Raw genomic sequence first — 23570 nt, 5'->3', positions numbered from 1 at the left:
CTATCTAAACTTCTTAATATCGTCACTCATATCATAAATAGGAGTTTCAGGAAACTTGTTTTCTAATATACTGCTTCCGGCTGCCGAACGGTAACCGGCTGCGCAATGCACAACTATTGGTTTCTCAGCCGGTATTTCTCCTGCCTTTTCACGCAGTTCGTTCAGCGGAATGGTAACGGCATCCTCAAACACTTTTCCTTCCACCACTTCACTATCGTTTCTAATATCCACGATCGTGTAATTCTCACGGTGTTTCTTGAAATCTTTCAGGTCGAACTTATCTGATTTACGTGAAACTGTATCAGAAAGAGTGAGTACTCCTTTCAGCTGTTTTTCGTAGCCTATTTTTGCTGTTCTTTCCAATAACTCTCTAACATCTGTAATACTGTCTACAACCAGAAAGAAAGGTTCATTGGGTTTTACAATAGCTCCAAGCCAGGTCTCATATTTGTCATCCTCTCCCCTGGCCATAATATTGATAGAGTTGGGAAGATGGCCTTTTTTGTATTTATCTCCATCTCTGGAATCAATAACAGTAGTTCCATTTTCAACACTTCCCACCATTAAATGCAGTTTTACAGCTGCTTTGGTCTTCTGCACATTTTCTGCTCCTTCTTTGTTGACATCCACATTAAAACCGAAATAATGCGGAATGAAAGGCTGATCTTTCAGTATAGTCTCCACAAATTTCTCCTCCGTTTGTTCCCGGAATGCCCAGTTGTATTTCCGTTCATTTCCGAGGGTACTGGAAGAATCGGTGCTCATATTCTTTCCGCAGAGAGATCCCGCTCCGTGAGCCGGGTATACGATGGCATCATCAGGCAAGCCGTTGAACTTATTCTGTATGGTGTGGTACATTTCTTTTGCAAGCTCAACTCTTTTAGCTTTCATGTTGCCCACCTTTTCCCGAAGGTCTGGTCGGCCCACATCACCAATAAACAAAGTGTCACCTGTGAAAAGTGCTGTTTTCTTACCGTCTTCTGCCACCACTGTGATACTGTCCGGAGAATGTCCCGGAGTATTGATCGCCTTAAAAGTAACTGCACCCATCTCAACACTGTCTCCGTCATCAAATGACTGGTGCTCATAATCGGCGCCCAGTAATTTGCTCACATAAATGGTCGCTCCTGTTTGTTCATGGATCTGGCAGTGACTGCTCACAAAATCGGCATGCGGGTGCGTCTCAAAAACAGCTACGATCTTTGCATTATGCTCTTCAGCGTACCGGTAATATTGCAAAGGATTTCGGCCGGGATCTACCACAGCCATTTTGCCTTCACTCAGTATCGCGTAAGAATAATGTGCCAGCGGCTTATCATTGAATTGTTTTATTTTCATACTATTAATTTTTTATTCTCTGTTTGATCAATTCTTTGTTCTTCTGAAAAGGCACCCAGAGGTGACCTTTAAAATCTTCGGGGAACTGCTCATCACCTTCAAACCCCAGTTCTATATCTCCTCTCTTCTGCGGAATACAGGCAGTTCCAAAAAGGTAATCCCACAGGCTTAAACTTATTCCGAAATTCATTCCGTATGGAAATTCTTCCGGAAGAGCTCTGGAGTGATGCCAGATATGCATTTTCGGATTATTAAAAATATATCCAAGCTTTCCGTAGCTCCAGCCCACATTGGCGTGATTTATATGGCCGATCAAAACACTCAGCATATGCACCACAAAAAACTCTTCTATTCCAAAGCCTATCATGGCCAGCGGAATATACTGTATAGATTTATAAATAATGGTTTCCATAAAATGGAACCTAAACTGGGCGGCAAAGCCCATCTCTTTTACCGAATGATGCACCTTATGGAATTCCCACAACCAACTGCGTTTATGCAACTGCCGGTGCACATTCCACTGAATGAAATCGGCCACCACAAACATGATGAGCAATTGCACCCAAACCGGGAAATGACTGACCTCAATGGCAACAATATTATTCATTCCGAACATGGCCAGGAAATCAGAAAATAACTCTACTCCAACATTCGAAAGCGCATTATATCCAATGAGCGAAAAAAGGAAAAAATTGAACAGAATATAAAAGCTGTCCAACCAGAATCCTTTTCTAAAGATCTTTTGATCTTTTCGCCACGGAATAATTATTTCAAGCAACCAAACCAGAAGGGACAAACCTACCAGCAAATAGAAATAATTGGTCCAGCCGGGATTTGTTATCTCTTCAACAAGATAATTAAAATACCCCGAAAAAGAATTCTTGATTATTTCTAAATACTTACTCAATCCTTAAAATTTTCGAGCACAAAAATACATTTTTCATACACTTACCGCAGTAACAAGAGTTACACTCAAAAAGCTGTAAAATCCCCAGGTATTTATTTGACCTAAATATAGAAAATCCCGTTTACACTAAAGAATTCCATATTTAAACACCGTCTATGTAACATTTGTAACACAAGCTTTAAATGCTCCTAATTATATTTGTTCTCTTCGTGCAAATTAAAAGCCACATAGCAATTCTTCTTGTTGTCATTTTCCTCGGAAAAATGATAACTATAGATGCCCGATTATTTAGTGTATTCCAGAATTCATCAGAAGTGACCCTGGTGAATAAATTGTGTCATAAAAAGTCTGTGATAAGTAATACGGCAGAAAAAATTGCAACTGCCTCTGCTCATCAGATTTTTGAATTTGACTATCTGTGCCATACAGTTTTTGATCATAAGATCGCAGAATGGGTTTGGGTATTGCAAGAAGATAACTTCCGCAAATACAATTATCAGACTCCCGGAATTTTTTCTACCCCCAGGGAAAAATTCTATCCGCCTCCCAAAGTCTGATAGACTTCCGTATATAAATTAATCAGGGCCGATCTCTGCAGTTACGCTTGTGTTCTGCGGAAGGCCAAATTCATTAATCCTCTTATTTTATTTTAATGACCACTAAAATTTTAGTGAACCGTCGTTCAATACAGGTATTCCGAATGATGTTAAGCGGGATCTTTTTAGTTGCCAGTTTCAGCCACATAGTAAAAGTGGAGCAAACCGTGCAGCGTATTGAACAGGCCAGGTTCAAAGGGATCGCTTATTTCTTTGGAGAACCAGAGATCCTGGTACTCGCCTCGGGTGTTGTAATGTTTATTGCAGGACTCGGACTACTTATAGGCTTCAAAACCAAATGGGCCGCCATAATTCTTGCGGCAGTATTGATCCCCATTACCTTGACTGTACAGGTAGGACAGATCACCACCTTAGGTCCGCTTTTTAAGAATATCGCGATCCTGGGTGGCCTGACCTTTTTTATTATCAATGATTTTAACAATCCAAAAAACAATAACAAATGAAAAATATTCTTTTAGCAAGTTTCGCAGTTATCCTCAGCCTTTTTACCAATCTTTTACAGGCACAGACTGACCACGAAGAACATGCAGATCATATAAATTACGTGGTTCTAACCCGTAGCGTGCCTCAATTAAAACCAATTCTTTTAGCAGCAGAAGAACTTGCTGCACAAGACGGGGAAAAATTCGGGGAATTCCAGGTTGTAGTATGTGGTAAGGCTGTACAGGACCTCACCAATAAGGAGATGATGAACGGCTTTCTTCAAAAAGCTGAAAAAGCAGGTGTCATCATTAATGCCTGTGGATTTTCTCTGAAGAAATTTAATGTAAAAAGATCAGGTCTTCCTGAAACCTTGAGGGTGGTAGAAAATGGTATCCTTCACAATTTTGAACTTCAAAAGAAAGGATACCTGAGTATTGAACTTTAAACCTCAATCTAAAACTTTTACTATGAATAAGAAACTGAAGAAGAATTTAATCGAATACGGAATTATAGGAGCTGTTTTTATGGGCCTTTTTGCCACCGGACTTCACGCCGAGGTATTCGGTTTTTTGCAAAGAGGTATCCTGGCTACCGGACTCATGAACCCTGACACTGAAGAAAAAGCAGAAATAGCTGCCGCTATGCCTTCAAAAGCTGCGGTACTGGACCTCAACCTGATAAATTCCAGAGAGGAGAGAGTAAATATGAAGCAGTTTGAGGGGAAGGTCATTTTCCTGAATTTCTGGGCTACCTGGTGTCCTCCCTGTATTGCGGAGATGCCGGGCATTAACAATCTTTACCGGGAAGTAAAAGATGACAATGTGGAGTTCATCATGCTTTCTTTAGATCAGGACTTTGAAAAAGCTAAAAATTTCAGAAAGAATAAAGGATTTGACTTTGAGATCTACCAGGTGGCGGGGCCTATTCCTCAAATGTACTCCTCCAACAGTATTCCTACCACTTATGTGATCGACTCTGATGGGAACCTGGCTCTCACTCATCTCGGGATGGGAGATTTTGACACGAAAGATTTTAAACAATTCCTCAAGAAGCTGCAATAAAAGAACTGTTGCCCTTACAATCTAAGATAGCCTGCAGAATAACCTTGCAGGCTTTCTTTTTATTTTTTCTGTGCAACAAAACGAATTACTGCTCCAAGTCCATTATGATGTTCCCCCTCACGCAGGTCTACTTCTGCCTCGTAAAGTTCAATGAAATGAAGACCTCCAAAGTCCCGCTTGATCTCCTCCATCGAGTATAGAAGCTCTTCATCTTTTGGGCCTCCCACATTTGGATTCTTTTCCTGGTAAACCTTATGCTTTTTACTGAAGCCTTCAAAAAAGACCAGACCATGGGGTCGCAAATAAGAGATGAGAAGCCGATGGTATTCGGCCCTTACCTCTATTGGAAAATGAGCATATATAAGGCCCACCGCATCAAATTCCTCATTTTCATAACCCAGCTCGGGAAGGTTTCCCACTTTATAATCAATGTGTACTTTGTTCTTCTTTGCAAGTCTTTCTGCCTTCTTTTTGGCTTCACCGCTTATGTCGAAGGCAGCTACTTTCCAGGCATCCTTCGCGGCATAAACTGCATTTCTACCTTCTCCTTCCGCAGCAAAAAGGATCTCTCCCGGATAAAACTGTGACAGTCTTGATTGCAGATAGTCATTGGGAAATTCCCCATAGATGTATTCATCGCTGCTGTAACGTTCGTCCCAAAAGTTCTTCATTTCTTTCTTTTTTGAATGGTGAGTGTGGATGAGCTTTTAATCTTATTCTTTCTTAAAGGTGCAAAAAGTGAAATTTTGCGTTGCTCCCGAAGGTGTCTTGTGATCTACATTTTTGCAGTTCATGGTTATGAAGCCATCAGAAAATAATTTTTGCATCTGCCCTATCGAATACTGTTTTATTTCGAGTCCGCTGCAGCGAGTGGGTCCTTTTTCTGAAAAAGTCCCTAAAATGACAAATCCTCCATGTTTCAAAGCTCGTTTCACGGTTTCCATATATTGAGTCACATCTTCCTCCTTTGTCAAAAAATGGAAAGCGGCCCTATCGTGCCAGAGGTCATACTTCTTCTCAGGATTAAAGGTCACTGCATCGGCGACGATCCAGTTGATCTTTTCAGCGTTTTCGCCCAGTCTTTCCTTTGCACGCTCAATTGCTTTTTCTGAAATATCCACTACAGTGACATCAGTAAATTCCCTTGCCACCAGGAATTCGGCAAGGAAACTGTCTCCACCACCTATATCAATGATCGCCGCATCTTTCTCCAAATTACACTCGGCAATACAAGCCAGGGAAGTTTCCGGCATAGGTTCATACCAACTGACTTCTGTGCAGGGCTTGGTCTCATATACCTTGTCCCAATGTTCTTTTTTAGTTTCCATAATACTCATATAAAATTCCACCAGGTTTCCTGTTCAAATTCTTTTCCCAGATAGAACGGCTCCCCGATTTTTGGTGCTACAAATTTTCTCTTTTCCCGGTTTGCTGCTTCAGCCAACCTTGATATCGACTCATTCCATGGATGGGTAGATAACACAAACTTTCCCCAGTGCACGGGAAAAAGCACTGCTGCATCGAGATCATTTGCGGCCATCAAGGTTTGTTCGGGAAACATATGTATCTGTGGCCAATAGATCCCGTACTGTCCGCATTCAAGGAACGCGAGGTCGAAGGGACCAAATTTCTCTCCGATCTTTTTAAAACTACCGTCATAACCGGAATCACCACCCATAAAGAGCTTAAAACCTTTTACTTCCATAACAAAAGAAGACCATAAGGTTTTTACCCTTTTTAATCCCCTACCGGAAAAATGTCGGGAAGGAGTGGCTTTAATTTCTATTTCTTCAGATAATTTGGTGCCTTCCCACCAATCAAGTTCAGTGATCTTTTCAGGATCCACACCCCAATATTCCAGGTGCGAACCTACTCCAAGAGAAGTTACGATTTTTTCAACTTTTTGATCCAGTTCCCGTATGCTCGGCCAATCCAAATGATCATAATGATCATGTGTTAACACCAGCAGATCTATCTTCGGAAAATCTTCAGCTTCATAAGAATCGGCACCATCAAAGGCTTTTCCGAAGAAACGAAAGGGGGAAGCATTTCCGCTAAAAACGGGATCAACCAGAATATTAAATCTGTCAACATGTATAAAATATGAGGAATGGCCAAACCATACAATTACAGGCGATTTGGAAGAAAGTTGTTCCAGGTTAGTCCTTACATGCGGCACTTCATTGGAGGGTTTCACCGAATCTGGCCGGGACATCATCTTTTTCAGTATCCTGAACATCGAAACATCTTTTGGATTGACCGAAGTTGGCTCTACATTTTGAAATGCACCGTTTCTGTAATTGGGCGATCTTTTTATCTTTTCAAGCCGTTCCCCGGAAGGATTTTTACCAAAAGACCGTCTGTTCATTTACTGAATTTTAATACCAATTTCTAAGGTACTAATTTCCAATGATTTTCTGCTATGGCTTCATCTCCTCTTTTTCCTTTTCAAGGATCTTGATCATGTTGAAAGATCTCATCAAATGGAAAAGCCCCGGCAGGATAACAGCACCACCAATAATAAGCATGATCGCGAGGTTGGAGATCACCTCATCTGGTGCCACGCCTTCAAGCAGGCTTAGTTCTTTTTCCGAAGTAATGATGATATATGGAAAGTGAGCATAAATAGCTGCAAACAACACAAGGACAACCTGTATTCCGGCGAGCCAGCGGCTCCATATTCGGTTCTGTTTACGAATACTCTTCCACAGCGGGATCAAAAGGATGGCAGACAATACAATGGCGCCAATTGATACAGGGTTGGTAATGAAGTCAAGGATGAATTCAACTTCCGTAAAGTAACCGTAAGCGACGAGAATTAATCCAATGATCACCAGTAACAGCGTGTAATTTGCAGACTTTCTGCTGAACATTTTCCGAGCTTCGCCTTGAGTTTCTCCTATGAGTAAAGTTGAAGCCATAAAGGCACATAATGTTGCATAGAAAAGGCCTACCAATAGTGTGAAGTAATTGAGCCACGGATCTATAAAAATTTCAAAAAAGCTGTACCCGGCATAATCCTCAGTAATTATTATCTCTCCTCCTATTAATGCACCAAAAGACATTCCGAGGAAAATGGGGGTGATAAAGCTGGAGATGCGAAACATCCAGTTATACAGCACCTGCGATCTATCCACCACCGCATCATAATGCCGAAATATAAAAGCCACCCCGCGCAGGGTGATCCCCAGGAGGATTAGTACAAAAGGCAGGTGCAAATAGATCATGATCACGTTGAAATAACCGGGAAAGGCTACCCAGAGGATCACGATCAAAATTATGAGCCATATATGGTTGACTTCCCATACCGGCCCCAGCACTCTGTAAGAAATATTCCGAGCGGTCTCTTTATCTTTTGGAGAAGCAAAAAGTTCTATGATCCCTGCACCAAAATCAGCTCCTCCCAGCAGTACATACAAAAAGAAGGAAAAAAATGTGAAGAAAAGAACTATGTAAAGCATATCTAATATTTTGAAGCATTCAATACTTTTATCTGTCTTCGCATTAGCCAGGTAACAGTGATGGCCAGGGTGACATACACCAGCACATACATATAGAAACTAAATTCCATTCCCGGCATGGGAGTTACGGCGTCTTTGGTTCTCATGATCTTATGAATGATCCATGGCTGTCGTCCTACTTCAGTGACCACCCAGCCTGCTTCGAGGGCTATAAAACCCAGAGGTGCCAAAAAGGTGAAAAACAGCCAGTATTTCTTTTTGCTTTGCCAATGCTTTTTTCGGGTGCTTAAAAAATAGAACAAGCCGGAAAGCATCAGCAGGGTTCCCAGTCCTACCATGATCTGGAAAGCGTAATGTACTATGGCTACAGGAGGGAGTTCATCCTGTGGAAAAGCATTCAATCCTTTTACTTCTGCATCAAAATCTCCAAAGGCCAGAAAAGAAAGTGCCCCCGGAATTTCTATTTTATAATTCACCTCCTTCTCTTTCTCGTTTACAATTCCGCCAATGAACAAAGGTGCTCCCTTTTGGGTTTCATAATGCGCCTCCATAGCGGCCAGTTTCACAGGTTGACGTTTGGCAATGTCCTTTGCAGAAAGGTCGCCGCTAATTGGTTGTAGGATGGCCGCCACAGCCCCAAATACAATAGCGATCTTAAAAGCCTTTTTGTGCAGTTCAATCCTTCTCCCCTTGTATATCTGGTAAGCATGTACTCCGGCCACCGCAAAGCTGGTAGCCACAAAAGCTGCGAGCGTCATGTGAAGGGCCTGAGTGAACCAGGCAGGATTTAGAAAAGCCTGTACGGGATCAATATTGGTAAACTCTCCATTGATATAGTCAAAACCCGAAGGCGCATTCATCCAGCCGTTGGCCGAAACCACCAGGATTCCGGAGGCCACCCCCGAAAGTCCGATTATTATTCCGGTAAACCAATGAAATTTCTCCGGGAGTTTATCCCAGCCATAAAGATAGAACCCCAGGGCAATTGCCTCCACAAAGAAGGCGGCTCCTTCCAGGGAAAATGGCATCCCGATTATAGGACCCGCGTGCTTCATAAATTCGGGCCACAACATTCCTAACTCAAAAGAAAGAGCTGTTCCCGACACAGCTCCCGTTACAAAAAAGATGGCCACCCCTTTCTGCCAGGCTTTGGTAAGCTCCAGGTATAGCGGATTGCGGGTATTGAGCCACTTTTTATGAGAAACCACCATAAAGAAGGGCATAACCATTCCTATACAGGCAAAAATTATATGAAAACCAAGGGTGAAGGCCATTTGCAGGCGTGCAAAATCGACGTTTTCCATGTAGCAGAAAGTAAAGTTCAACGATTAAATTTAGGGAAAAATCTACCCTTTTTGGCTCTGTAGGCTTCATATTCCGGAAAGGTCTTTTGCAACCTCTCTTCTTCATAATTCGTCTTGAACCAGAACACCAGCAGCAAGACCAGCGTTAACAGCAATTTGTACCCCGACCCCATCCAAAGAGAAAGTCCGAAAGCCACATAAAGTATTCCGGCGTAAATTGGATGTCTTACAAAAGCATAGACTCCCGAGCTCACCAATTTTGCTCCTTTTACCGGACTGGGAAAAGGAGATATTTTAGTATTCAATTGAATAAAAGCGAACACTATCAGGAAAGCACCTGCCAAAGTGAGAATAACAGCTGCGATCCTTAAAACTTCCGGAAGGGAAAAAGTAAAGATCTCCACCGGCAAAATCCAGCTCAAAAAGACAATGCCCTGTAATAACACATAGATCTTGTCTTTAAGGGGAATTGCCATAGCTTTAAAATAGTTCTTTCCACAAAATATAGATCCCCATGACCAGTACGAACCACCCAAAGCCCTTTTTTAATTTTTTGCCGTCAATGAATTTATTGAGGTAGACCCCCAGAAAAATTCCCAGGACAGCTAAAAATGTAAAGAACAACAGGAAAGGCCAATCTATTGGTTGATGCCCAAGATCTCCAAGAAAACCGAGAAGGGAATTCAAAGCAATTATAAAAAGGGAAGTTCCCACGGCTTTTTTCATAGGCAGTCCGGCAAGCAAAACCAATATTGGAATAATTATAAAACCACCTCCGGCACCTACAAGGCCGGTGACCAGGCCGGTTCCAAATCCCAGGGGAATGAGCAGCTGGTAATTAGGTTTTAAGGGTTCTTTTATTTCCTCCAGCAATTTTTCGCGGTCCAGGATCATCGAAAAACTCGCCAGCAACATGAGCACAGCGAAAAAGATCATGATCGCGATGTCTTTCGTAAAGATAAAATCTTCAATACGAAAGATCTCCTCAGGAATTGCGGGAACTAAAAATTTTCGGGTTGAGAACACAGAGATTACGGCAGGAATTGCAAAGGCGAGAGCCGTGCGAAACCCTATCCGCTTTTTCTGCATGTTACGGGCTGCACCTACCAGAGAAGAAGTACCTACTACAAAAAGGGAATAAGCGGTTGCAGTCACCGGATTCACAGAAAGCAGGTACACAAGAACAGGCACGGTAAGAATGGAACCTCCTCCCCCTATCAACCCCAGCACCAGGCCTATTAGCAGCCCTCCCAGATAACCAAAAATTTCAATAAGATCCATTCATGAATTTTTGAGGTGCAAAAGTAAAAGAGTCTTCACTGCTCCACAGTAACATTTATTACACGCAGATCACAGATCAATTACCTGGATACTGTTTCGCTGTAATTTGATCCTGCCTTCAAGTTCCAGTTTTTTCAACAAACGGGAGATCACAACGCGGGAGGTATGGAGGTCATACGCGATCTCCTGATGAGTCACCTGGATCAAAGCGTCACCATTGATCTTCGCTTTATCCTGCAGGTAGCGCATAAGTCGTTGATCCATATTCAAAAATGCGATGGTATCAATTGTGTCCAGCATTTCGCTAAGACGCGTGTGGTAACTTTCAAAGACAAAATTGCGCCAGCTCTTGTACCTCGCGGTCCACTCCTCCATTTTCTCAATGGGGATCATAATAAGTTTTGTATCCTTCTCAGCGATCGCTCTTATTTCACTTTTTGTCTGGCCAAGGCAACAGGAAAGAGTCATAGCGCAGGTATCGCCGCGTTCGAGAAAATATAAAAGCAGCTCATCGCCGTCCTTGTCTTCACGCATAATTTTTATCGCCCCTTCGAGCAACAAAGGCATATTCTTTACGTACTCGCCAATTTCTATGATCTTCTCTCCGGCTTTTACTTCCCTGAGAGTTCCGAATTTGGCTATTTCTTCGATCAATTCCTCCTCGAATATGAAATGATAAGCTTCGGTTAATTCTTCTTTTAGCATGAAGTATTCTTTTGATGTAGTAAAATTAAAATTTTAAAACTGATAACTGACAGCTTCCGGAAAGATCTTTTTTTATCGGAATAGTATTAGAACCTCCTGTTTGATTACGATTTCACAAGATCTTTATAAATGACCCCTTCCGAAGAAATCCAGAAGAGTCAAGGGAGAGTCTCAAAAATTAATTAAATTATGGCAACTTAATTTAGATCAATGAGTAGCAAAATACACACTTTTCTCCTGTTCACAGGGGAGCAACACGGCAAGGCAGAAGAAGCCATAAATTTTTACTCCACTCTTTTTGATGATTCTAAAGTAGGTTCTATTGAACGATACGGACCAAACGATCCCGAACCGGAAGGAACCGTCAAGCAGGCACATTTTTCTCTGAATGGTCAGCAATTTATCGCCAAGGACAGCAGTCTAAAACACAAATTCAGCTTTACGCCCGCAGTTTCCTTTTTTATTGAAAGTGACAAACCCGGCGACATTGATGATGCCTTTAAAAAACTCGCTAAGGACGGAGTAGTCTTTATGGCACTTGATGAGTATCCTTTTAGCCCCAAGTTTGGTTGGGTGCAGGATAAATATGGAATTTCCTGGCAGCTCAATCTCATCCCGGAGGTTAGAAAATAGATCCAAAAACTAAATTTATTAGCTTTGTCAACTGTTTCGGCTCCCTGGCCATTTCAGAATTGATCTTGAACACATGAGTTTACCTGAAACCACCCGGTTTATTTTAAAGGAAATTATTCCGGAAGATATAGAAAACATTCACCGCGGACTCTCTGATACCCGCGTGACCCAATATTATGCCGTTCATTTTGAAACCCTGGAAGACACCCGGGAACAAATGGATTGGTATGCTGACCTGGTGAAAAATGGCACAGGAATGTGGTGGGGAGTATATAATAAAGAGACCGGAGAATTTTGCGGGGCAGGCGGCTATAATGACCTGGACGGCAAACACAAAAAAGCGGAAATAGGCTTTTGGCTCCTTCCGGAATTCTGGCGCCGCGGTATCATGCAGGAGGTAATGCCAAAACTACTTGAGTTAGGATTCGAAAAACTCGGCCTAAACCGTATTGAAGGATTCGTGGATAGCCGAAATACATCCTGTAAAGCTGCGATTCAAAAATTAAATTTTTACCACGAAGGAACTTTGCGGCAGGCAGAAATTGAGGATGGAGAATATCTGGATGTAGATATATTTTCCTTTCTTCAAATTGACCGGTAAATGATCTGAAAAATAATACCCCTCAAAAAAGCTATTTTTGAGGGGTATTTAGTTGTTATTCTAAACTTTCCTTCAGTTTCAAAATCCTGGCCTCCATTTGTTGCAATCCCTCTTCAAAAGCATTTCGGTTCTTTATCAGCTCCTGCTGCAACAGTCCGCGATAGTGTTCCACCCCACCCAACAAATTAGAACAAAAGCCTTTCCAGCCTTTTACATCTCTGGGTCCGGGTTGTAAACAGGTTTTGATCTCCTCCTGTATATAATCTATATAGAGCTGGAGTTCTTTCACGAACATATGGGCTCTTCCCTCTTTCTGCGGAAGCTCTTTTCTTCCATAAATATGATCTGTCATCTCCTGAAGGCTTGCTACTTTTGAGAAATTCACAATATTTGGACCGGGACAAATGGTCACCGCATCCAGCTTTTTCACCATTGGCACCCCATAATTCAATCCTGCAGAATTACTCAGGCCAATACAAAGGCATTCCTTGCTGAGCAGATCATCAATTTCCTGTTTCATCTCAGCTTCCGGAAGATCTGCAGTTTTAAGCTGTTCCAGCTTCAGTTTTTGGTACCTCCTTGAGGCGGTACAGATAGGTTCATCAGTAAATTCAGTGCTGGACACTAAATACTTTTCAGTACAGGGGCTGCCCGGCTTATTGTTTTTTATCCGCTCCAGTCTTTCGTTTTCGGCGGTTGTTCCTTTCAAATAATTAAAGCGAACTCCCAGAGGTGAAGCTTTACTCAGCACTACGTCATCTTCCTTGCTGGCACTAAGAACTTCCAGGGTCTTTTCATCTACAGTTGTAGCTTCGGGACACAAAAGGAAAGGAGAGCCCCAACCGGTTCCTGAAACCTTGTAATGCTTCAGCAATAATTGTTGTTCCTCATGATTACCAATACCTCCCTGCACGGTGATCGCAATAGGATGCGGCTTTTCAAATCCCTCGTCTCCCCTGCTCTGTAATGCAGGATTGTAAAGGCTGAAAAGCTCTGTCGCGAGTTCCTCTTTTTTACTTCGGAATTCTTCCAGGATAGGTCCCAATAAAAGTCCCTGGGTGGCAAAGGCATGGCCGCCACAGTTCAATCCGGATTCTATCCTGAATTCGCTCACCCAAATACCTTTTTTGGCAAGGTACTTCCCCTGAATAAGCGCAGACCTGTAGTCACTGACCTTGATCACGACCCGCTTCTTAAATTCGCCCCAACCGGTGGCATCAAACTCCCTGAAGTTCTCCAGGTAGTTGAAGAGCCGCGGATTCATACCTGCAGAAAAAATGACTGCAGAATTTTCCAGGTCACTTTCAGCGTAGGCTCTAAGTGCTCCTAAAGCATCTGAACCATCAGGAATGATCTCTCCCTGTTGGTTCTTATTATTCTTGTCAACCTTGGTCATGATATTTACCTCGATCGCACCGGGAGTAATTTGTTTCCGAAGCCAGTTTTCCAGCTCGGTCTTTGCTTCTCCATGGGCTTCCAGGAACCGGTGATATTTTTCCTTTAGTCCGCTTTCTTCCGGCAGCATCTCAAAGTACTTGACGATCTCAGATCCTGTTTCGAAAGCAGAATTTTTAAGCTGGTCCAGTTTCCTGTGAACATTGCGGTTTACAAGGTTCAGGTAATCGGTAATACGGCGCACCCGGTAATTTTCCTCATGTTTCTCAATGGGAACATAAGGCTCATTGTTTTCCTGGTAATAATGCTTCCGCATCATCTCGATCAGGTTGTCTTCAATAATAGAAAGTGCCGAGTTTATTCCGTAGCAAGCCACCTTTACCGGACTGTCTATTGTAAAAGCAATTCCCATCACCGGAATGTGGAAATTGTGTGGTGAAAGTGTATACATATATCTTCAGAGTTTTAAAGGCAAAACGCCAAAGATGGCGAAGCTTTAAAGCCTGAGTTATGATGCAGGTCATGTTTTGGGTTTTAGTCGATAGTCTTTAGTCGGTAGTAGTTAGACTTTAGACTATAGATTTTCGACTCCAGACTCTCGACTAAGGACTGCTAATACAACACCCTAAACCTTATAGTGCCCTCAATTCCCTTCATCTCCTCGATCACCTGTTCGTCATAGGCCTTATCAATATCGGTGATCACATACCCAATTTGTTCATTGGTCTTAAGATATTGCCCCACAATATTGCAGCCGTGTTCTGAAAGTACATTGTTGATATGGGCAATGATCCCCGGCCGGTTGTGGTGAATGTGAATAAGGCGGTGCGCATTCTCGAGTATTGGCAACTGCAGGTTTGGGAAATTGACGCTGTTGGTGGTACCTCCGGTGTTGATGTAATCAATGATCTTCCCCGGAACGAAATTTCCAATATTCACCTGGGCTTCTTCAGTACTTCCACCAATATGCGGAGTCAGGATCATATTTGGTAACCCCCGAAGTTCGGATTCAAAAGTCTCATTATTTGTCTTTGGTTCCTTCGGAAAAACATCTACTCCGGCACCTTTGATCTTTCCGGATTCAATATTCTTTTTCAGAGCATGAATGTCCACAACATGGCCGCGACTTAAGTTCAGGAAAACAGTTCCATCTTTCATAAGTTCGAATTCCTTTTCGCCAATCAGGTTCTCATTCTCCTTTCGGCCATCCACATGAAGGCTCACAACATCTGCTTTGGAAAGCAATTCGTGCAGACTTTTGCATTTAGTAGCATTTCCCAGCGCCAATTTCTCCATCAAGTCATAATAGTACACATCAAAACCGATGGCTTCAGCCACTACAGAAAGCTGGGCTCCGATATTACCATACCCCACGATACCCAATTTTTTCCCGCGGATCTCCCAGCTTCCGGTCGCCGATTTATTCCAGACTCCTTCATGCATTTCCTGCAACCTGTCGGGCAGGCCACGCATAAGCAAAATGATCTCTCCTATAGCCAGCTCAACTACAGACCTGGTATTACTGAAAGGAGCATTGAAGACTGCAATTCCCTTTTTAAGGCACTCGTCCAGGTCTATCTGGTTGGTGCCTATACAGAATGCTCCTACGGCAATGAGACGATTGGCATTTTCCAGCACCTTTTTAGTGAGGTGGGTCTTGGAGCGGATTCCCAAAACCGAAACATCCTTTATCTTTTCTGATAATTCCTCTTCATCCAAAGCCCCCGAAATAGTAGATACATTATAACCCTCATTTTTCATGATCTTCACCGCATCTTCATGAATGTTCTCTAGCAGGAGAACCTTGATCCGGTTCTTGGGATAGGAGATCGCTTTGTTCATTTTGTGGAGGTAAAGAAACTCGTCCAGACTAGGGGTGATATGATCTGCCTTTTGCAGCACATTGTCCCGCTCCACATTTTCGGTAAAGGCGTAGAATTTATTGGCCAACCCGGCCGCTTTTATTTCGTAATCTGTATACCCGTCGCCAATTACATACACGTCTCCCTGCAGGTCCAGTCTTTTTAGCATCTCAACTTTTCCGTTGTTGGAAGACAGGACGTTGTCTATATCAAACCCAATGATCTTACCATCCTTGTCATACTTAAAAGTATTCGCGAATACATTCTCTTCCCGCACACCAAATTCACTAACTATAGGAACAATAAACTCCTTGAATCCATTTGAGATGATATAGATATTCTCGTGGTTCTCTTCAAAGAATTCCCTGTTCCTGATGAAGGAGGTAGAAACCTGGCTCTTTAGGCGATTGACAAGTTCGGGCAAATGGCCTTCTTTGGCATTTAGCAACTCCAGGCGTTGAATTAGAGAATCCCGAAAGGAAAGATCTCCGGCCATTCCACTGTTGGTGAGTTCGCTTAATTTTTCCAGCCGCTTTTCTTTTTCGTCATGAGATGCCAGGGAGATCTCCCCGAGAACATCTAAAGCTTCTACCTGTGTGAAGGTGCTGTCAAAATCAATTACGAAATGCCTGTTGTTTTTCATTTTTCCGGAGTTATTTGCTACTCAAAACTACATTTTTTAGATGAGCATTTATAAAGGAAAACTGACTTTTAGTGATTTCAGAATAATTAAACTTTTTAATTTAATAATTGATATTTTAAAGAGAGTATTTTCCAAAAAAGTCATACATGACCCCTAAAAATTCATTTTTTTTATCTTTACTCCACCTGAAGACTTATAGGTCTTATTCCGTTTTGGGACAAGGATAATTGAGATGTGTGAAAGGAGACCGGAAGTCGAGGGCCTCAAAGAAAAAAGCGGTAATGGGCCTTAAAAACCTGAAAGAAGTAATCGAAAATCAAGATAAATAGTTTTAAAAAATGAGAATTTTACGAAAAGCCCCTCTACTATTATTCCTTATTTGTTTAAGCCTTCATTCCCAAAACTATCAGCAGCAGATAGACAGTATCCTGAAGACCCATCCCGAATTTAATGGCGCCGTACTCCTGATGAAGCAGGATTCGGTGGTGGCAAAAGCTGCAAAGGGAATAGCTGACACCAAGGGTACCCCGATTGATTTCAACTCTTCCTTTAACCTGGCCAGTGTAGCCAAGCACTTTACTGCCCTGGCTGCCGCCCGGCTAATGGAGGAAGAAAAACTGGACTACCACGCCCCAGTTTCTAATTACCTGCCTCAATTAAAAAATGCGAAATATGACTCAATAACGATTGCAAATCTGGTCCATCACACTTCAGGCTTACCCGAGTACGAAGAATTGTTCGAAGACTATCCTTCTTATGCTGATCCGTATGCAACCAATGAATCCATGCTTGAGCTTTTTAAAGCTCATACCCCCGATTTACTTTTTCAACCCGGTGAAGATTACCAGTACAGCAACACCGGCTACATTGTTTTGGCTTCAGTAGTCGAAAAAATAAGCGGAATGAACATGGGAGAGTACTTCCAGAAGAATTTTTTCGATCCGTTACAAATGGACAATTCCTTTGGTTATTCCCATTCCTACCGGAACAAACATCCGGAAAGGGTGATCGGCCTGGAATTCAAAGGAGATACCTTGATCAATGACCTCAACCATCTTGATGGTGTCATTGGGGATGGAAATGTCTACATGTCAATCAACGATTTTGTCAAATGGGAAAGGTTTCTTCGCTCTCAAGATCTTTTATCTGAAAAATGGCGGCAGATCTATTTTAACCCGGGTGCAGATCTTCCTGACAATGCTGATCCCTATGCCTTTGGATGGGTAGTATATAAAGACCGCCAGGTGATGCAGCACGCCGGCGGTTGGGTTGGATTCAGTACACTCTACTATCGGGACCAGAAATCGGGAACGGTCATGGTTGCTTTAAGCAATGGCAGTATCACAAATGAGGAATTTTCCACCATTCTGAAGGCGATCAATCAGCTTCGGAAGGAGCTTACCTAAAACTGCATTTTAAAACTTTTACCAGCTAAAGGGCAACTTCAATAAAATCGATTGAATGACAGGAATGCTGTAAAACATTGCTTTTCCTTACTCCCAATCGCTCTCTTCCAGTTCAAACATTTCGCTCACTTCCACTTCAAAGATACTCGCGAGGCGGAGAGCGAGGACGGTTGATGGCACATACTTCCCAAGCTCCATAGCATTGATGGTCTGCCTGCTCACCTTAGCCAGTTTCGCAAGTTCGGCCTGGGTGATATTCTTTTTGGCTCGCTCAACTTTAATGCTGTTCTTCATAGCTCAGAGATTTTTGAAGTTGCCATACACTCCAGTTGAACTTGAAAATAAAGAACAGGAGAATAGTGAACATGTTAAAGATCATAACCCATAGAAAAGTAAAATCATAGAACAGCAGCATGGCGAGGACAAGGATCCCGTAATTCAAATAAGTTGCCCATACCAAAGACTCCAGCCTTATTTTGCTAATAAATTCGTCTTCATGCTTCTCCCGGGAGAAAGCCACCAGCAATCCGCTACAGATTACAAGGACCCCCAGAATTTCATTCAAAATGTTGTTCCCGGTAAAGCCGATAATTTTATCCTCTCCCAGGAAACCATCGATGAAGAGGGCGAATACCTGTACATCCAGAAATTCAGGTTCATAATCTGTGATCACAGTAAAAAATCCAAAAACCACACAGGGAATGAGAATGATCCATCCCAGTTTTTTATACCGGTGAGGAAATAAATAGTTCGTTTTCATGATCTACGGAATTAAATATTTTAAGTAAAGGTAAAAAACTCCATTCTAAAAGACAAGTATTTTTTACATAATGACAAAATATTCTTCCATAAAGAGCTCTATGTTATGAATCATAATTCCGATCTCATCAAAAGAGATTTTTATGTAACTTCAATTAAATCAGCATCATGGGACGCTTGCAGCTTTTTGAATTTGAGGACCAGTCTTGGTTCCCTCAGTTCCTTAGAAACTATGGAACCGACTTCCTGCGGTTTTTGTCAAACAAGACCCATTTGTTCACACCCATTCTGCCTTTGTTGGAAGAAGGGCTTCAGCATTCAAGAACTCCTCATATAACCGATCTGGGCTCTGGAGGAGGCGGACCCCTCCTCGACCTGATTCCGGAGCTGCGAAAAAAGTTTCCCGATCTTAATTTCACGCTCACTGATCATTTTCCAAATCTTCCGGCCTTCAAACTTCATCACCAGGAGGAGCTGCATATCAAATACCGAGAGACCCCGGTGGACGTCAGGAACATTCCGGAAGACCTTGAAGGAATGCGAACCTTATTTCTCCTTCTCCACCATCTTAAACCCCAAGATGCCGTGTCCGTGCTACAAAATGCCGTAGATACCAATAGTCCCATTGCTGTTTTTGAAGCCCAGGAAAGGAGTGCAGCCAGTATCATCGCCATGTTGCTTTCGCCGCTGAGCGTTCTTTTCACCACCCCATTTATAAAACCTTTCAGCTGGGGAAGGCTCCTTTTTACCTACCTCATCCCTATCGTACCGCTGTTCGTGTTATGGGATGGAATTGTTTCTTCGCTTCGCACCTATTCCCTGCGGGAAATGCAACAGATTATTGACCGGGTACAGAACAGGGAAAGTTTTACCTGGAAAACCGGCAGAAAAAGATCGGGACCCGGAGTGATCATTTATCTGTTGGGATATCCTGAATGATTTTTCTCCGGTCTTGAAAACAAAATATTATTTTTACCACATGAGCAGCAGCTATGAACATAAATTACCGCTAAAACAGGATTGTCCTACAGAAAAGGCACTTTCTGTTCTTTCCGGAAAATGGAAGCCTGCGATCTTAAGTCAGCTGTTTAAAAAGAATCTGCGGCTCACAGAGATCCAAAAAGGCCTTCCGGAGGCGTCACGTAGGGCGCTCACCAAACAGCTGGCTGAAATGCAACAGGATGGTATCGTTCAAAAAGAGGATTTCAACGAGTTCCCTAAACGAACAGAATATTCCCTGACGCCGCTAGGCAAAGAATTACAGAGCGTCTTCCGGGCACTTTCCGATTACGGCAAAAAGTTATAGGGAACAATTTTTCCCATATTGTCTGCTCCTTCCCTCCACTTTACCTTTGCCCAAAACATTCAAAAATGGAAAAAAAAGGCGTAATTATCCTGGGCAGCTCCAGGAGCAATGGCAATACAGCGAAGGTCTCTGAATATATTGCAGCGAAAACCAGGTATGATATCCTAGATCTTACCGAATACCAAATTGGTCCTTACCACTATGAGAATATTCACCAGCACGATGATTTTCTTCCGTTGATGCGCAGAATTGCGGAAACCTATGATACCATCATTTTTGCGACTCCGGTCTACTGGTACAGTATGAGCGGAACAATGAAGATATTTTTTGATCGCATCACCGATTGTCTCAAAATAGAAAAAGAAACCGGAAGAAAACTTCGGGGCAAGACCATGGCAATGCTAAGCTGCGGATCTGACTCAGAATTAAAACCCGGCTTTGAAATGCCATTCAGGGAGAGCGCAAATTACCTCGGCATGAAATACGCAGGTGAGGTACACACCTGGATAGAGAATAATGAAATTCCTTTGGAAGTGGAACAGCAGCTTGAGGATTTCCTCGAGAACATTACTTCCACCACTTTTGCAGTTGATCCAGTTAGTGTTAAATAATTCATAGAACTTGCTTAAGGCGGGTACTTCACTTTTCTCTCCGGAATATTTTTAGGTATATTTAGTTGCAGCAGGCCTTAACGGCCTTCCAGCTAAAACTGAACCTTAAATTAAACCAGAGTATATGACACAATTCCGGAAAGTAACCACCCAGGAACTTAAAGAAAAAGCCCGCCATGGAGCAAAGATCATTGATGTTCGATCTGTAGATGCCTACAATGGCTGGCGACTGAAAAATGAGGAGAGAGGCGGGCACATCAAAGGGGCAAGATCACTTCCGGTAAAGTGGACCAAATACATGGATTGGATCGAAAGTGTGCGGCATAAAGAGATCCTTCCGAAAGATGAGATCATTCTGTATGGTTATACTTCGGAAGAAGTCCAAAAGGTGGCCGAACAATTTACCAAAGCAGATTATCCAATGATCTCTATCTATGAAGATTTTCTGACGGAATGGGTGACAGATGAAAGGAATCCTATGGAGAAGCTTCCCAACTACAGACACCTGGTTTCCGCAGAATGGGTGAAAAAATTAATTTCAGGAGACAGACCTGCCGAATACGACGATGATAAATTCGTGGTGGTGCATTCTCATTATCGCAACCGCGATGCCTACCTCAGCGGACATATTCCGGGCGCCATTGACATGGACACTAATGCACTGGAATCGCCGGAGACCTGGAACAGAAGAAGTCCGCAGGAATTGAAAAAAGCCCTTGAAGAACACGGAATCACTGCAGACACCACGGTTGTTCTTTACGGAAAGTTCATGTTTCCCGACAATGATGACGAATTTCCCGGAAGTGCTGCAGGTGACATTGGTGCCATTCGAAATGCCTTTATCATGATGTATGCGGGGGTAAAAGACGTGCGGGTTCTCAATGGCGGGTTCCAGTCCTGGGAAGATGCCGGTTACGAAGTAAGCACCGAAGATGTTCCCAAAGAACCGGTTTCGGAATTTGGAGCTGAGATCCCGGCAAATCCGCAACTGGCTGTAGATGTACCCGAAGCCAAACAAATGCTGGCCGCACAGGATGCCGAACTCGTATGTGTACGAAGCTATCCTGAGTATATTGGCGAAGTAAGCGGGTACAACTATATTGAAGCCAAAGGACGCATCCCGGGAGCCATTTTTGCCGACTGTGGTAGCGATGCTTATCACATGGAGAACTACCGGAATGTAGATCACACCACGCGAGAATTCCATGAGACCGAAGAGAACTGGCGAAAAAATGGAATTACACCAGACAAGCACCTCGCTTTTTACTGCGGTACAGGATGGCGAGGCAGCGAAGCCTGGTTCAACGCATGGCTAATGGGCTGGCCAAAAGTTTCAGTCTATGACGGGGGCTGGTTTGAGTGGAGCAATGATCCTAAGAATCCATACGAAACAGGAGTTCCCGATAAGCAGGAGGCATGAACAACCTGAAGAATACCGAGCATATTTTTGACAGCTTCGCACAGGCCTACCAGGAAAAATACATGGATCTGGAGCCGTACCATTCTTCGCTGGACCAATTTCCTGAATATTTAAATCCGAACTCAAAACTATTGGACATCGGCTGTGGCCCGGCCAATATTTCGGTCTACCTTCTCAAAAGGCTGCCCGGGCTGCAGATCGTTGGGATCGATCTTTCCACAAAAATGCTGGAACTGGCCAAAAGGAATATTCCTTCCGCAGCATTTATAAAGATGGATTGCCGGGAGATCGACAAACTGGAAGAAAAATTCGATGCACTCGTCTGCGGATTTTGCCTGCCATACCTGTCTGAACCCGAGGTGTCCCATTTTATAAAAAATGCCGCTGCCCTCTTGAATGTTGAAGGTGTTATTTATTTGAGTACAATGGTCAGCAAATCATATATTTCCCAAATGGTTGGACCCAGCCAGGGAGGCGAACAGCGCTTACTCACACATTACCATAGTGAAGAATTCCTGAGGCAGACCCTGGAAGCCAACGCTTTTAAAATTCTCCGGGAACAACATATGCAGGAACAGGAAAGGGATGGGATTGAATTTCACGACCACATAATTATCGCCCGGAAATCTGCCGAAAAACTTTAAAAATTTGATTGGCATTCCTGTAATATCAGGTTAAGAAGGAATCAGAAAAGAAATATCCAAAAAGACCTTTTTTGAAGCATTATCTGGAAAAAATATCCTTTCTCTCTCCTCCTCATCGGCGTCCTCTTATTTTCGTTATTTGCAATCCACCTAAATCTCTAATTTCCTGATTATTTCCTCTCAAAATTCTTTAAAAAAAGAAGATTTTCCCTTAACTTAAAGAGTTATAATCTAAACAACCAATGCAATGAAAAATTTCAGTCTTTTCCTGAAAACAGGGCTTGCTGCCTTGTTCTTACTTCTCACCCTCAACTCCTGTGACAATGACCGTGACGTGAACCTGGCTACAGACCAGGAACTTCGTGAGGATGTCTACGATCAGATCCTTAATGATGAGGAATTATTTACAGAATTCATGGAAGAAATGCGCGAAAGCGAAAAGCCCATGCAATGGATGGCTCAACACAAACCTATGATGCGAAACATGTTCACCCGCAATCAAATGCGCAGAACAATGCGTAACGATCCCGACGTGATAGATTCTGTTATGCAGGGAATGATGTACGTGATGGAAGAAGATACCACTATGTTCCGCAGAAATCCGGAGATGCACCAACGCATGATGCAGCACATTATGATGATGATGGAACGTGATACCGCCATGTATGGAGAAATGCAACGAAGAATGCAGCAGCACCAAATGGGAAAACAATAAATCAGCTATAAAGCACTGTTGAGAATTATAAAAGGTCCCTTTTGAAGAGGGATCTTTTTTTTATACCTCATATCGTCTGTTCCTGCCCACGGCAAGGGCCATGAAAAGCGATAACAGCCCAATTCCGATATTTAGCAAGGCCACAGGTTCATTAACGTTTAGAAGTTCTTCAATAATATCTCCTATTACTTCAATGTAGAACAGTACTCCCACTGCCAGAAGAATGACCCCGAGGAACAAAGAGTAACCAAAGGCGTTTCCAACAATCCCGCGCCAGATACCGGCGAGTCCAAGAAGAATATGAATGACTGCATGCAGCACATTGGAAGTGAATATCCCAAGAAACGGCGGATCAATAAGATTCCATATTCCCTGGATCAAAAGTAGAATACCAATTAAAATAGCATAAAAGCCGCTGGTGGTGATTGGCCGTTCCATAATTTCTGATTTTGGTTGGTCTCAGTTAATTAGATGCTAT

The 23570-nt window shown here is 42.8% G+C and carries 28 protein-coding genes; 13 read left to right on the top strand and 15 right to left on the bottom strand.

The genetic code is table 11. The annotated features are described in order from the left end of the window. Entirely contained in the window at positions 1–1338 is a 1338-nt protein-coding gene (locus ACNORC_RS08180; RefSeq protein WP_418335135.1) for an MBL fold metallo-hydrolase, read from the bottom strand. A 4-nt stretch (positions 1339–1342) separates the two neighbouring features. After that, positions 1343–2245 (bottom strand): sterol desaturase family protein, encoded by a 903-nt coding sequence (locus ACNORC_RS08175; RefSeq protein ID WP_418335134.1) that lies wholly within the window; start codon positions 2243–2245, stop codon positions 1343–1345. Positions 2246–2508: 263 nt separating this feature from the next. Here ACNORC_RS08175 and ACNORC_RS08170 point away from each other — a divergent pair, with 263 nt between their 5' ends. The 4 genes from ACNORC_RS08170 (at position 2509) to ACNORC_RS08155 (ending at position 4346) form a co-directional block, all read left to right on the top strand. Next, positions 2509–2802: a hypothetical protein gene (locus ACNORC_RS08170; protein WP_418335133.1), complete on the top strand. Its 294-nt coding sequence runs from the start codon at positions 2509–2511 to the stop codon at positions 2800–2802. 95 nt (positions 2803–2897) lie between these two features. After that, on the top strand, positions 2898–3305 hold the full coding sequence (locus ACNORC_RS08165) for a DoxX family protein (protein ID WP_418335132.1): 408 nt from the start codon (positions 2898–2900) through the stop codon (positions 3303–3305). Beyond that, positions 3302–3730, top strand: coding sequence for a sulfur reduction protein DsrE (locus tag ACNORC_RS08160; RefSeq protein ID WP_418335131.1), 429 nt, complete (start codon positions 3302–3304; stop codon positions 3728–3730). Before ACNORC_RS08165 ends, ACNORC_RS08160 begins: the two co-directional genes overlap by 4 nt. A 22-nt stretch (positions 3731–3752) precedes the next feature. Further along, positions 3753–4346 carry a TlpA family protein disulfide reductase gene (locus ACNORC_RS08155; RefSeq protein WP_418335130.1) on the top strand — a complete coding sequence of 198 codons (594 nt, stop codon included), beginning with the start codon at positions 3753–3755 and terminating at the stop codon, positions 4344–4346. Between the two features lie 59 nt (positions 4347–4405). On the opposite strand, the gene ACNORC_RS08150 is transcribed toward ACNORC_RS08155, so the two are convergent. From ACNORC_RS08150 to ACNORC_RS08115, 8 genes are all read right to left on the bottom strand, one after another. Beyond that, positions 4406–5017 carry a class I SAM-dependent methyltransferase gene (locus tag ACNORC_RS08150; protein ID WP_418335129.1) on the bottom strand — a complete coding sequence of 204 codons (612 nt, stop codon included), beginning with the start codon at positions 5015–5017 and terminating at the stop codon, positions 4406–4408. A 42-nt stretch (positions 5018–5059) separates the two neighbouring features. Next, positions 5060–5674, bottom strand: a complete 615-nt coding sequence (locus tag ACNORC_RS08145) for a class I SAM-dependent methyltransferase (protein ID WP_418335128.1) — start codon at positions 5672–5674, stop codon at positions 5060–5062. A gap of 5 nt (positions 5675–5679) precedes the next feature. After that, a complete protein-coding gene (locus ACNORC_RS08140; RefSeq protein ID WP_418335127.1) occupies positions 5680–6714 on the bottom strand; it encodes an MBL fold metallo-hydrolase in 1035 nt (344 codons plus the stop codon). A 52-nt stretch (positions 6715–6766) separates the two neighbouring features. Continuing rightward, entirely contained in the window at positions 6767–7807 is a 1041-nt protein-coding gene (locus ACNORC_RS08135) for a cytochrome d ubiquinol oxidase subunit II (RefSeq protein WP_418335126.1), read from the bottom strand. A 2-nt stretch (positions 7808–7809) separates the two neighbouring features. Then, complete coding sequence (locus tag ACNORC_RS08130; RefSeq protein WP_418335125.1) at positions 7810–9111, bottom strand: cytochrome ubiquinol oxidase subunit I; 1302 nt, start codon at positions 9109–9111, stop codon at positions 7810–7812. 17 nt (positions 9112–9128) lie between these two features. Beyond that, a complete protein-coding gene (locus tag ACNORC_RS08125) occupies positions 9129–9587 on the bottom strand; it encodes a methyltransferase family protein (protein WP_418335124.1) in 459 nt (152 codons plus the stop codon). Between the two features lie 4 nt (positions 9588–9591). Next, positions 9592–10392 carry a sulfite exporter TauE/SafE family protein gene (locus tag ACNORC_RS08120; protein ID WP_418335123.1) on the bottom strand — a complete coding sequence of 267 codons (801 nt, stop codon included), beginning with the start codon at positions 10390–10392 and terminating at the stop codon, positions 9592–9594. A 69-nt stretch (positions 10393–10461) separates the two neighbouring features. Then, positions 10462–11097 (bottom strand): Crp/Fnr family transcriptional regulator, encoded by a 636-nt coding sequence (locus tag ACNORC_RS08115; RefSeq protein ID WP_418335122.1) that lies wholly within the window; start codon positions 11095–11097, stop codon positions 10462–10464. A gap of 210 nt (positions 11098–11307) precedes the next feature. Between ACNORC_RS08115 and ACNORC_RS08110 the strand changes: the two genes are divergently transcribed. Further along, the gene (locus ACNORC_RS08110) at positions 11308–11730 is read left to right on the top strand and encodes a VOC family protein (protein WP_418335121.1); all 423 of its coding nucleotides are present in this window, start codon (positions 11308–11310) and stop codon (positions 11728–11730) included. Between the two features lie 73 nt (positions 11731–11803). Then, entirely contained in the window at positions 11804–12331 is a 528-nt protein-coding gene (locus ACNORC_RS08105) for a GNAT family N-acetyltransferase (protein ID WP_418335120.1), read from the top strand. Positions 12332–12386: 55 nt separating this feature from the next. Here the strand turns inward: ACNORC_RS08105 and ACNORC_RS08100 are convergent, their stop codons facing one another. Next, complete coding sequence (locus ACNORC_RS08100; RefSeq protein ID WP_418335119.1) at positions 12387–14177, bottom strand: hypothetical protein; 1791 nt, start codon at positions 14175–14177, stop codon at positions 12387–12389. Between the two features lie 161 nt (positions 14178–14338). Then, entirely contained in the window at positions 14339–16231 is a 1893-nt protein-coding gene (gene serA / locus ACNORC_RS08095) for a phosphoglycerate dehydrogenase (RefSeq protein WP_418335118.1), read from the bottom strand. 338 nt (positions 16232–16569) lie between these two features. Between serA and ACNORC_RS08090 the strand changes: the two genes are divergently transcribed. Beyond that, the gene (locus tag ACNORC_RS08090; RefSeq protein ID WP_418335117.1) at positions 16570–17637 is read left to right on the top strand and encodes a serine hydrolase domain-containing protein; all 1068 of its coding nucleotides are present in this window, start codon (positions 16570–16572) and stop codon (positions 17635–17637) included. 87 nt (positions 17638–17724) lie between these two features. Here the strand turns inward: ACNORC_RS08090 and ACNORC_RS08085 are convergent, their stop codons facing one another. Further along, positions 17725–17931, bottom strand: coding sequence for a helix-turn-helix transcriptional regulator (locus tag ACNORC_RS08085; protein ID WP_418335116.1), 207 nt, complete (start codon positions 17929–17931; stop codon positions 17725–17727). Continuing rightward, complete coding sequence (locus tag ACNORC_RS08080) at positions 17915–18397, bottom strand: hypothetical protein (protein WP_418335115.1); 483 nt, start codon at positions 18395–18397, stop codon at positions 17915–17917. The genes ACNORC_RS08085 and ACNORC_RS08080 overlap by 17 nt, the downstream gene beginning before the upstream one ends. A 167-nt stretch (positions 18398–18564) precedes the next feature. Between ACNORC_RS08080 and ACNORC_RS08075 the strand changes: the two genes are divergently transcribed. The 6 genes from ACNORC_RS08075 to ACNORC_RS08050 all read left to right on the top strand — a co-directional run bounded on the left by ACNORC_RS08075 (position 18565) and on the right by ACNORC_RS08050 (position 23092). After that, positions 18565–19335, top strand: a complete 771-nt coding sequence (locus ACNORC_RS08075) for a hypothetical protein (RefSeq protein WP_418335114.1) — start codon at positions 18565–18567, stop codon at positions 19333–19335. A gap of 40 nt (positions 19336–19375) precedes the next feature. Then, the gene (locus tag ACNORC_RS08070; RefSeq protein WP_418335113.1) at positions 19376–19702 is read left to right on the top strand and encodes a winged helix-turn-helix transcriptional regulator; all 327 of its coding nucleotides are present in this window, start codon (positions 19376–19378) and stop codon (positions 19700–19702) included. Positions 19703–19767: 65 nt separating this feature from the next. After that, positions 19768–20313, top strand: coding sequence for a flavodoxin family protein (locus tag ACNORC_RS08065; protein WP_418335112.1), 546 nt, complete (start codon positions 19768–19770; stop codon positions 20311–20313). A gap of 124 nt (positions 20314–20437) precedes the next feature. Beyond that, complete coding sequence (locus tag ACNORC_RS08060) at positions 20438–21733, top strand: sulfurtransferase (RefSeq protein WP_418335111.1); 1296 nt, start codon at positions 20438–20440, stop codon at positions 21731–21733. Next, complete coding sequence (locus ACNORC_RS08055; protein ID WP_418335110.1) at positions 21730–22377, top strand: class I SAM-dependent methyltransferase; 648 nt, start codon at positions 21730–21732, stop codon at positions 22375–22377. The genes ACNORC_RS08060 and ACNORC_RS08055 overlap by 4 nt, the downstream gene beginning before the upstream one ends. Before the next feature lie 247 nt (positions 22378–22624). Continuing rightward, positions 22625–23092, top strand: a complete 468-nt coding sequence (locus tag ACNORC_RS08050) for a hypothetical protein (RefSeq protein WP_418335109.1) — start codon at positions 22625–22627, stop codon at positions 23090–23092. Between the two features lie 60 nt (positions 23093–23152). On the opposite strand, the gene ACNORC_RS08045 is transcribed toward ACNORC_RS08050, so the two are convergent. After that, the gene (locus tag ACNORC_RS08045; protein WP_418335108.1) at positions 23153–23530 is read right to left on the bottom strand and encodes a hypothetical protein; all 378 of its coding nucleotides are present in this window, start codon (positions 23528–23530) and stop codon (positions 23153–23155) included. Positions 23531–23570: the final 40 nt, after the last annotated feature.

Origin of the sequence: Salinimicrobium soli (genome assembly GCF_048323655.1) — a bacterium.
Taxonomy (GTDB): Bacteria; Bacteroidota; Bacteroidia; order Flavobacteriales; family Flavobacteriaceae; genus Salinimicrobium; species Salinimicrobium soli.
The sequence above is the reverse complement of the archived record's forward strand: the minus strand, read 5'-3'. Positions and strand labels throughout refer to the sequence as shown.

Coding starts and splice junctions, on each gene's coding strand:
- ACNORC_RS08045 (WP_418335108.1), bottom strand. CDS start 23,530: ATGGAACGGCCAATCACCACCAGCGGCTTTTATGCTATTTTAATTGGT.
- ACNORC_RS08080 (WP_418335115.1), bottom strand. CDS start 18,397: ATGAAAACGAACTATTTATTTCCTCACCGGTATAAAAAACTGGGATGG.
- ACNORC_RS08125 (WP_418335124.1), bottom strand. CDS start 9,587: ATGGCAATTCCCCTTAAAGACAAGATCTATGTGTTATTACAGGGCATT.
- ACNORC_RS08070 (WP_418335113.1), top strand. CDS start 19,376: ATGAGCAGCAGCTATGAACATAAATTACCGCTAAAACAGGATTGTCCT.
- ACNORC_RS08160 (WP_418335131.1), top strand. CDS start 3,302: ATGAAAAATATTCTTTTAGCAAGTTTCGCAGTTATCCTCAGCCTTTTT.
- serA (WP_418335118.1), bottom strand. CDS start 16,231: ATGAAAAACAACAGGCATTTCGTAATTGATTTTGACAGCACCTTCACA.
- ACNORC_RS08140 (WP_418335127.1), bottom strand. CDS start 6,714: ATGAACAGACGGTCTTTTGGTAAAAATCCTTCCGGGGAACGGCTTGAA.
- ACNORC_RS08165 (WP_418335132.1), top strand. CDS start 2,898: ATGACCACTAAAATTTTAGTGAACCGTCGTTCAATACAGGTATTCCGA.
- ACNORC_RS08060 (WP_418335111.1), top strand. CDS start 20,438: ATGACACAATTCCGGAAAGTAACCACCCAGGAACTTAAAGAAAAAGCC.
- ACNORC_RS08170 (WP_418335133.1), top strand. CDS start 2,509: ATGATAACTATAGATGCCCGATTATTTAGTGTATTCCAGAATTCATCA.
- ACNORC_RS08115 (WP_418335122.1), bottom strand. CDS start 11,097: ATGCTAAAAGAAGAATTAACCGAAGCTTATCATTTCATATTCGAGGAG.
- ACNORC_RS08085 (WP_418335116.1), bottom strand. CDS start 17,931: ATGAAGAACAGCATTAAAGTTGAGCGAGCCAAAAAGAATATCACCCAG.
- ACNORC_RS08100 (WP_418335119.1), bottom strand. CDS start 14,177: ATGTATACACTTTCACCACACAATTTCCACATTCCGGTGATGGGAATT.
- ACNORC_RS08105 (WP_418335120.1), top strand. CDS start 11,804: ATGAGTTTACCTGAAACCACCCGGTTTATTTTAAAGGAAATTATTCCG.
- ACNORC_RS08180 (WP_418335135.1), bottom strand. CDS start 1,338: ATGAAAATAAAACAATTCAATGATAAGCCGCTGGCACATTATTCTTAC.
- ACNORC_RS08110 (WP_418335121.1), top strand. CDS start 11,308: ATGAGTAGCAAAATACACACTTTTCTCCTGTTCACAGGGGAGCAACAC.
- ACNORC_RS08050 (WP_418335109.1), top strand. CDS start 22,625: ATGAAAAATTTCAGTCTTTTCCTGAAAACAGGGCTTGCTGCCTTGTTC.
- ACNORC_RS08130 (WP_418335125.1), bottom strand. CDS start 9,111: ATGGAAAACGTCGATTTTGCACGCCTGCAAATGGCCTTCACCCTTGGT.
- ACNORC_RS08150 (WP_418335129.1), bottom strand. CDS start 5,017: ATGAAGAACTTTTGGGACGAACGTTACAGCAGCGATGAATACATCTAT.
- ACNORC_RS08145 (WP_418335128.1), bottom strand. CDS start 5,674: ATGGAAACTAAAAAAGAACATTGGGACAAGGTATATGAGACCAAGCCC.
- ACNORC_RS08090 (WP_418335117.1), top strand. CDS start 16,570: ATGAGAATTTTACGAAAAGCCCCTCTACTATTATTCCTTATTTGTTTA.
- ACNORC_RS08055 (WP_418335110.1), top strand. CDS start 21,730: ATGAACAACCTGAAGAATACCGAGCATATTTTTGACAGCTTCGCACAG.
- ACNORC_RS08155 (WP_418335130.1), top strand. CDS start 3,753: ATGAATAAGAAACTGAAGAAGAATTTAATCGAATACGGAATTATAGGA.
- ACNORC_RS08135 (WP_418335126.1), bottom strand. CDS start 7,807: ATGCTTTACATAGTTCTTTTCTTCACATTTTTTTCCTTCTTTTTGTAT.
- ACNORC_RS08120 (WP_418335123.1), bottom strand. CDS start 10,392: ATGGATCTTATTGAAATTTTTGGTTATCTGGGAGGGCTGCTAATAGGC.
- ACNORC_RS08065 (WP_418335112.1), top strand. CDS start 19,768: ATGGAAAAAAAAGGCGTAATTATCCTGGGCAGCTCCAGGAGCAATGGC.
- ACNORC_RS08075 (WP_418335114.1), top strand. CDS start 18,565: ATGGGACGCTTGCAGCTTTTTGAATTTGAGGACCAGTCTTGGTTCCCT.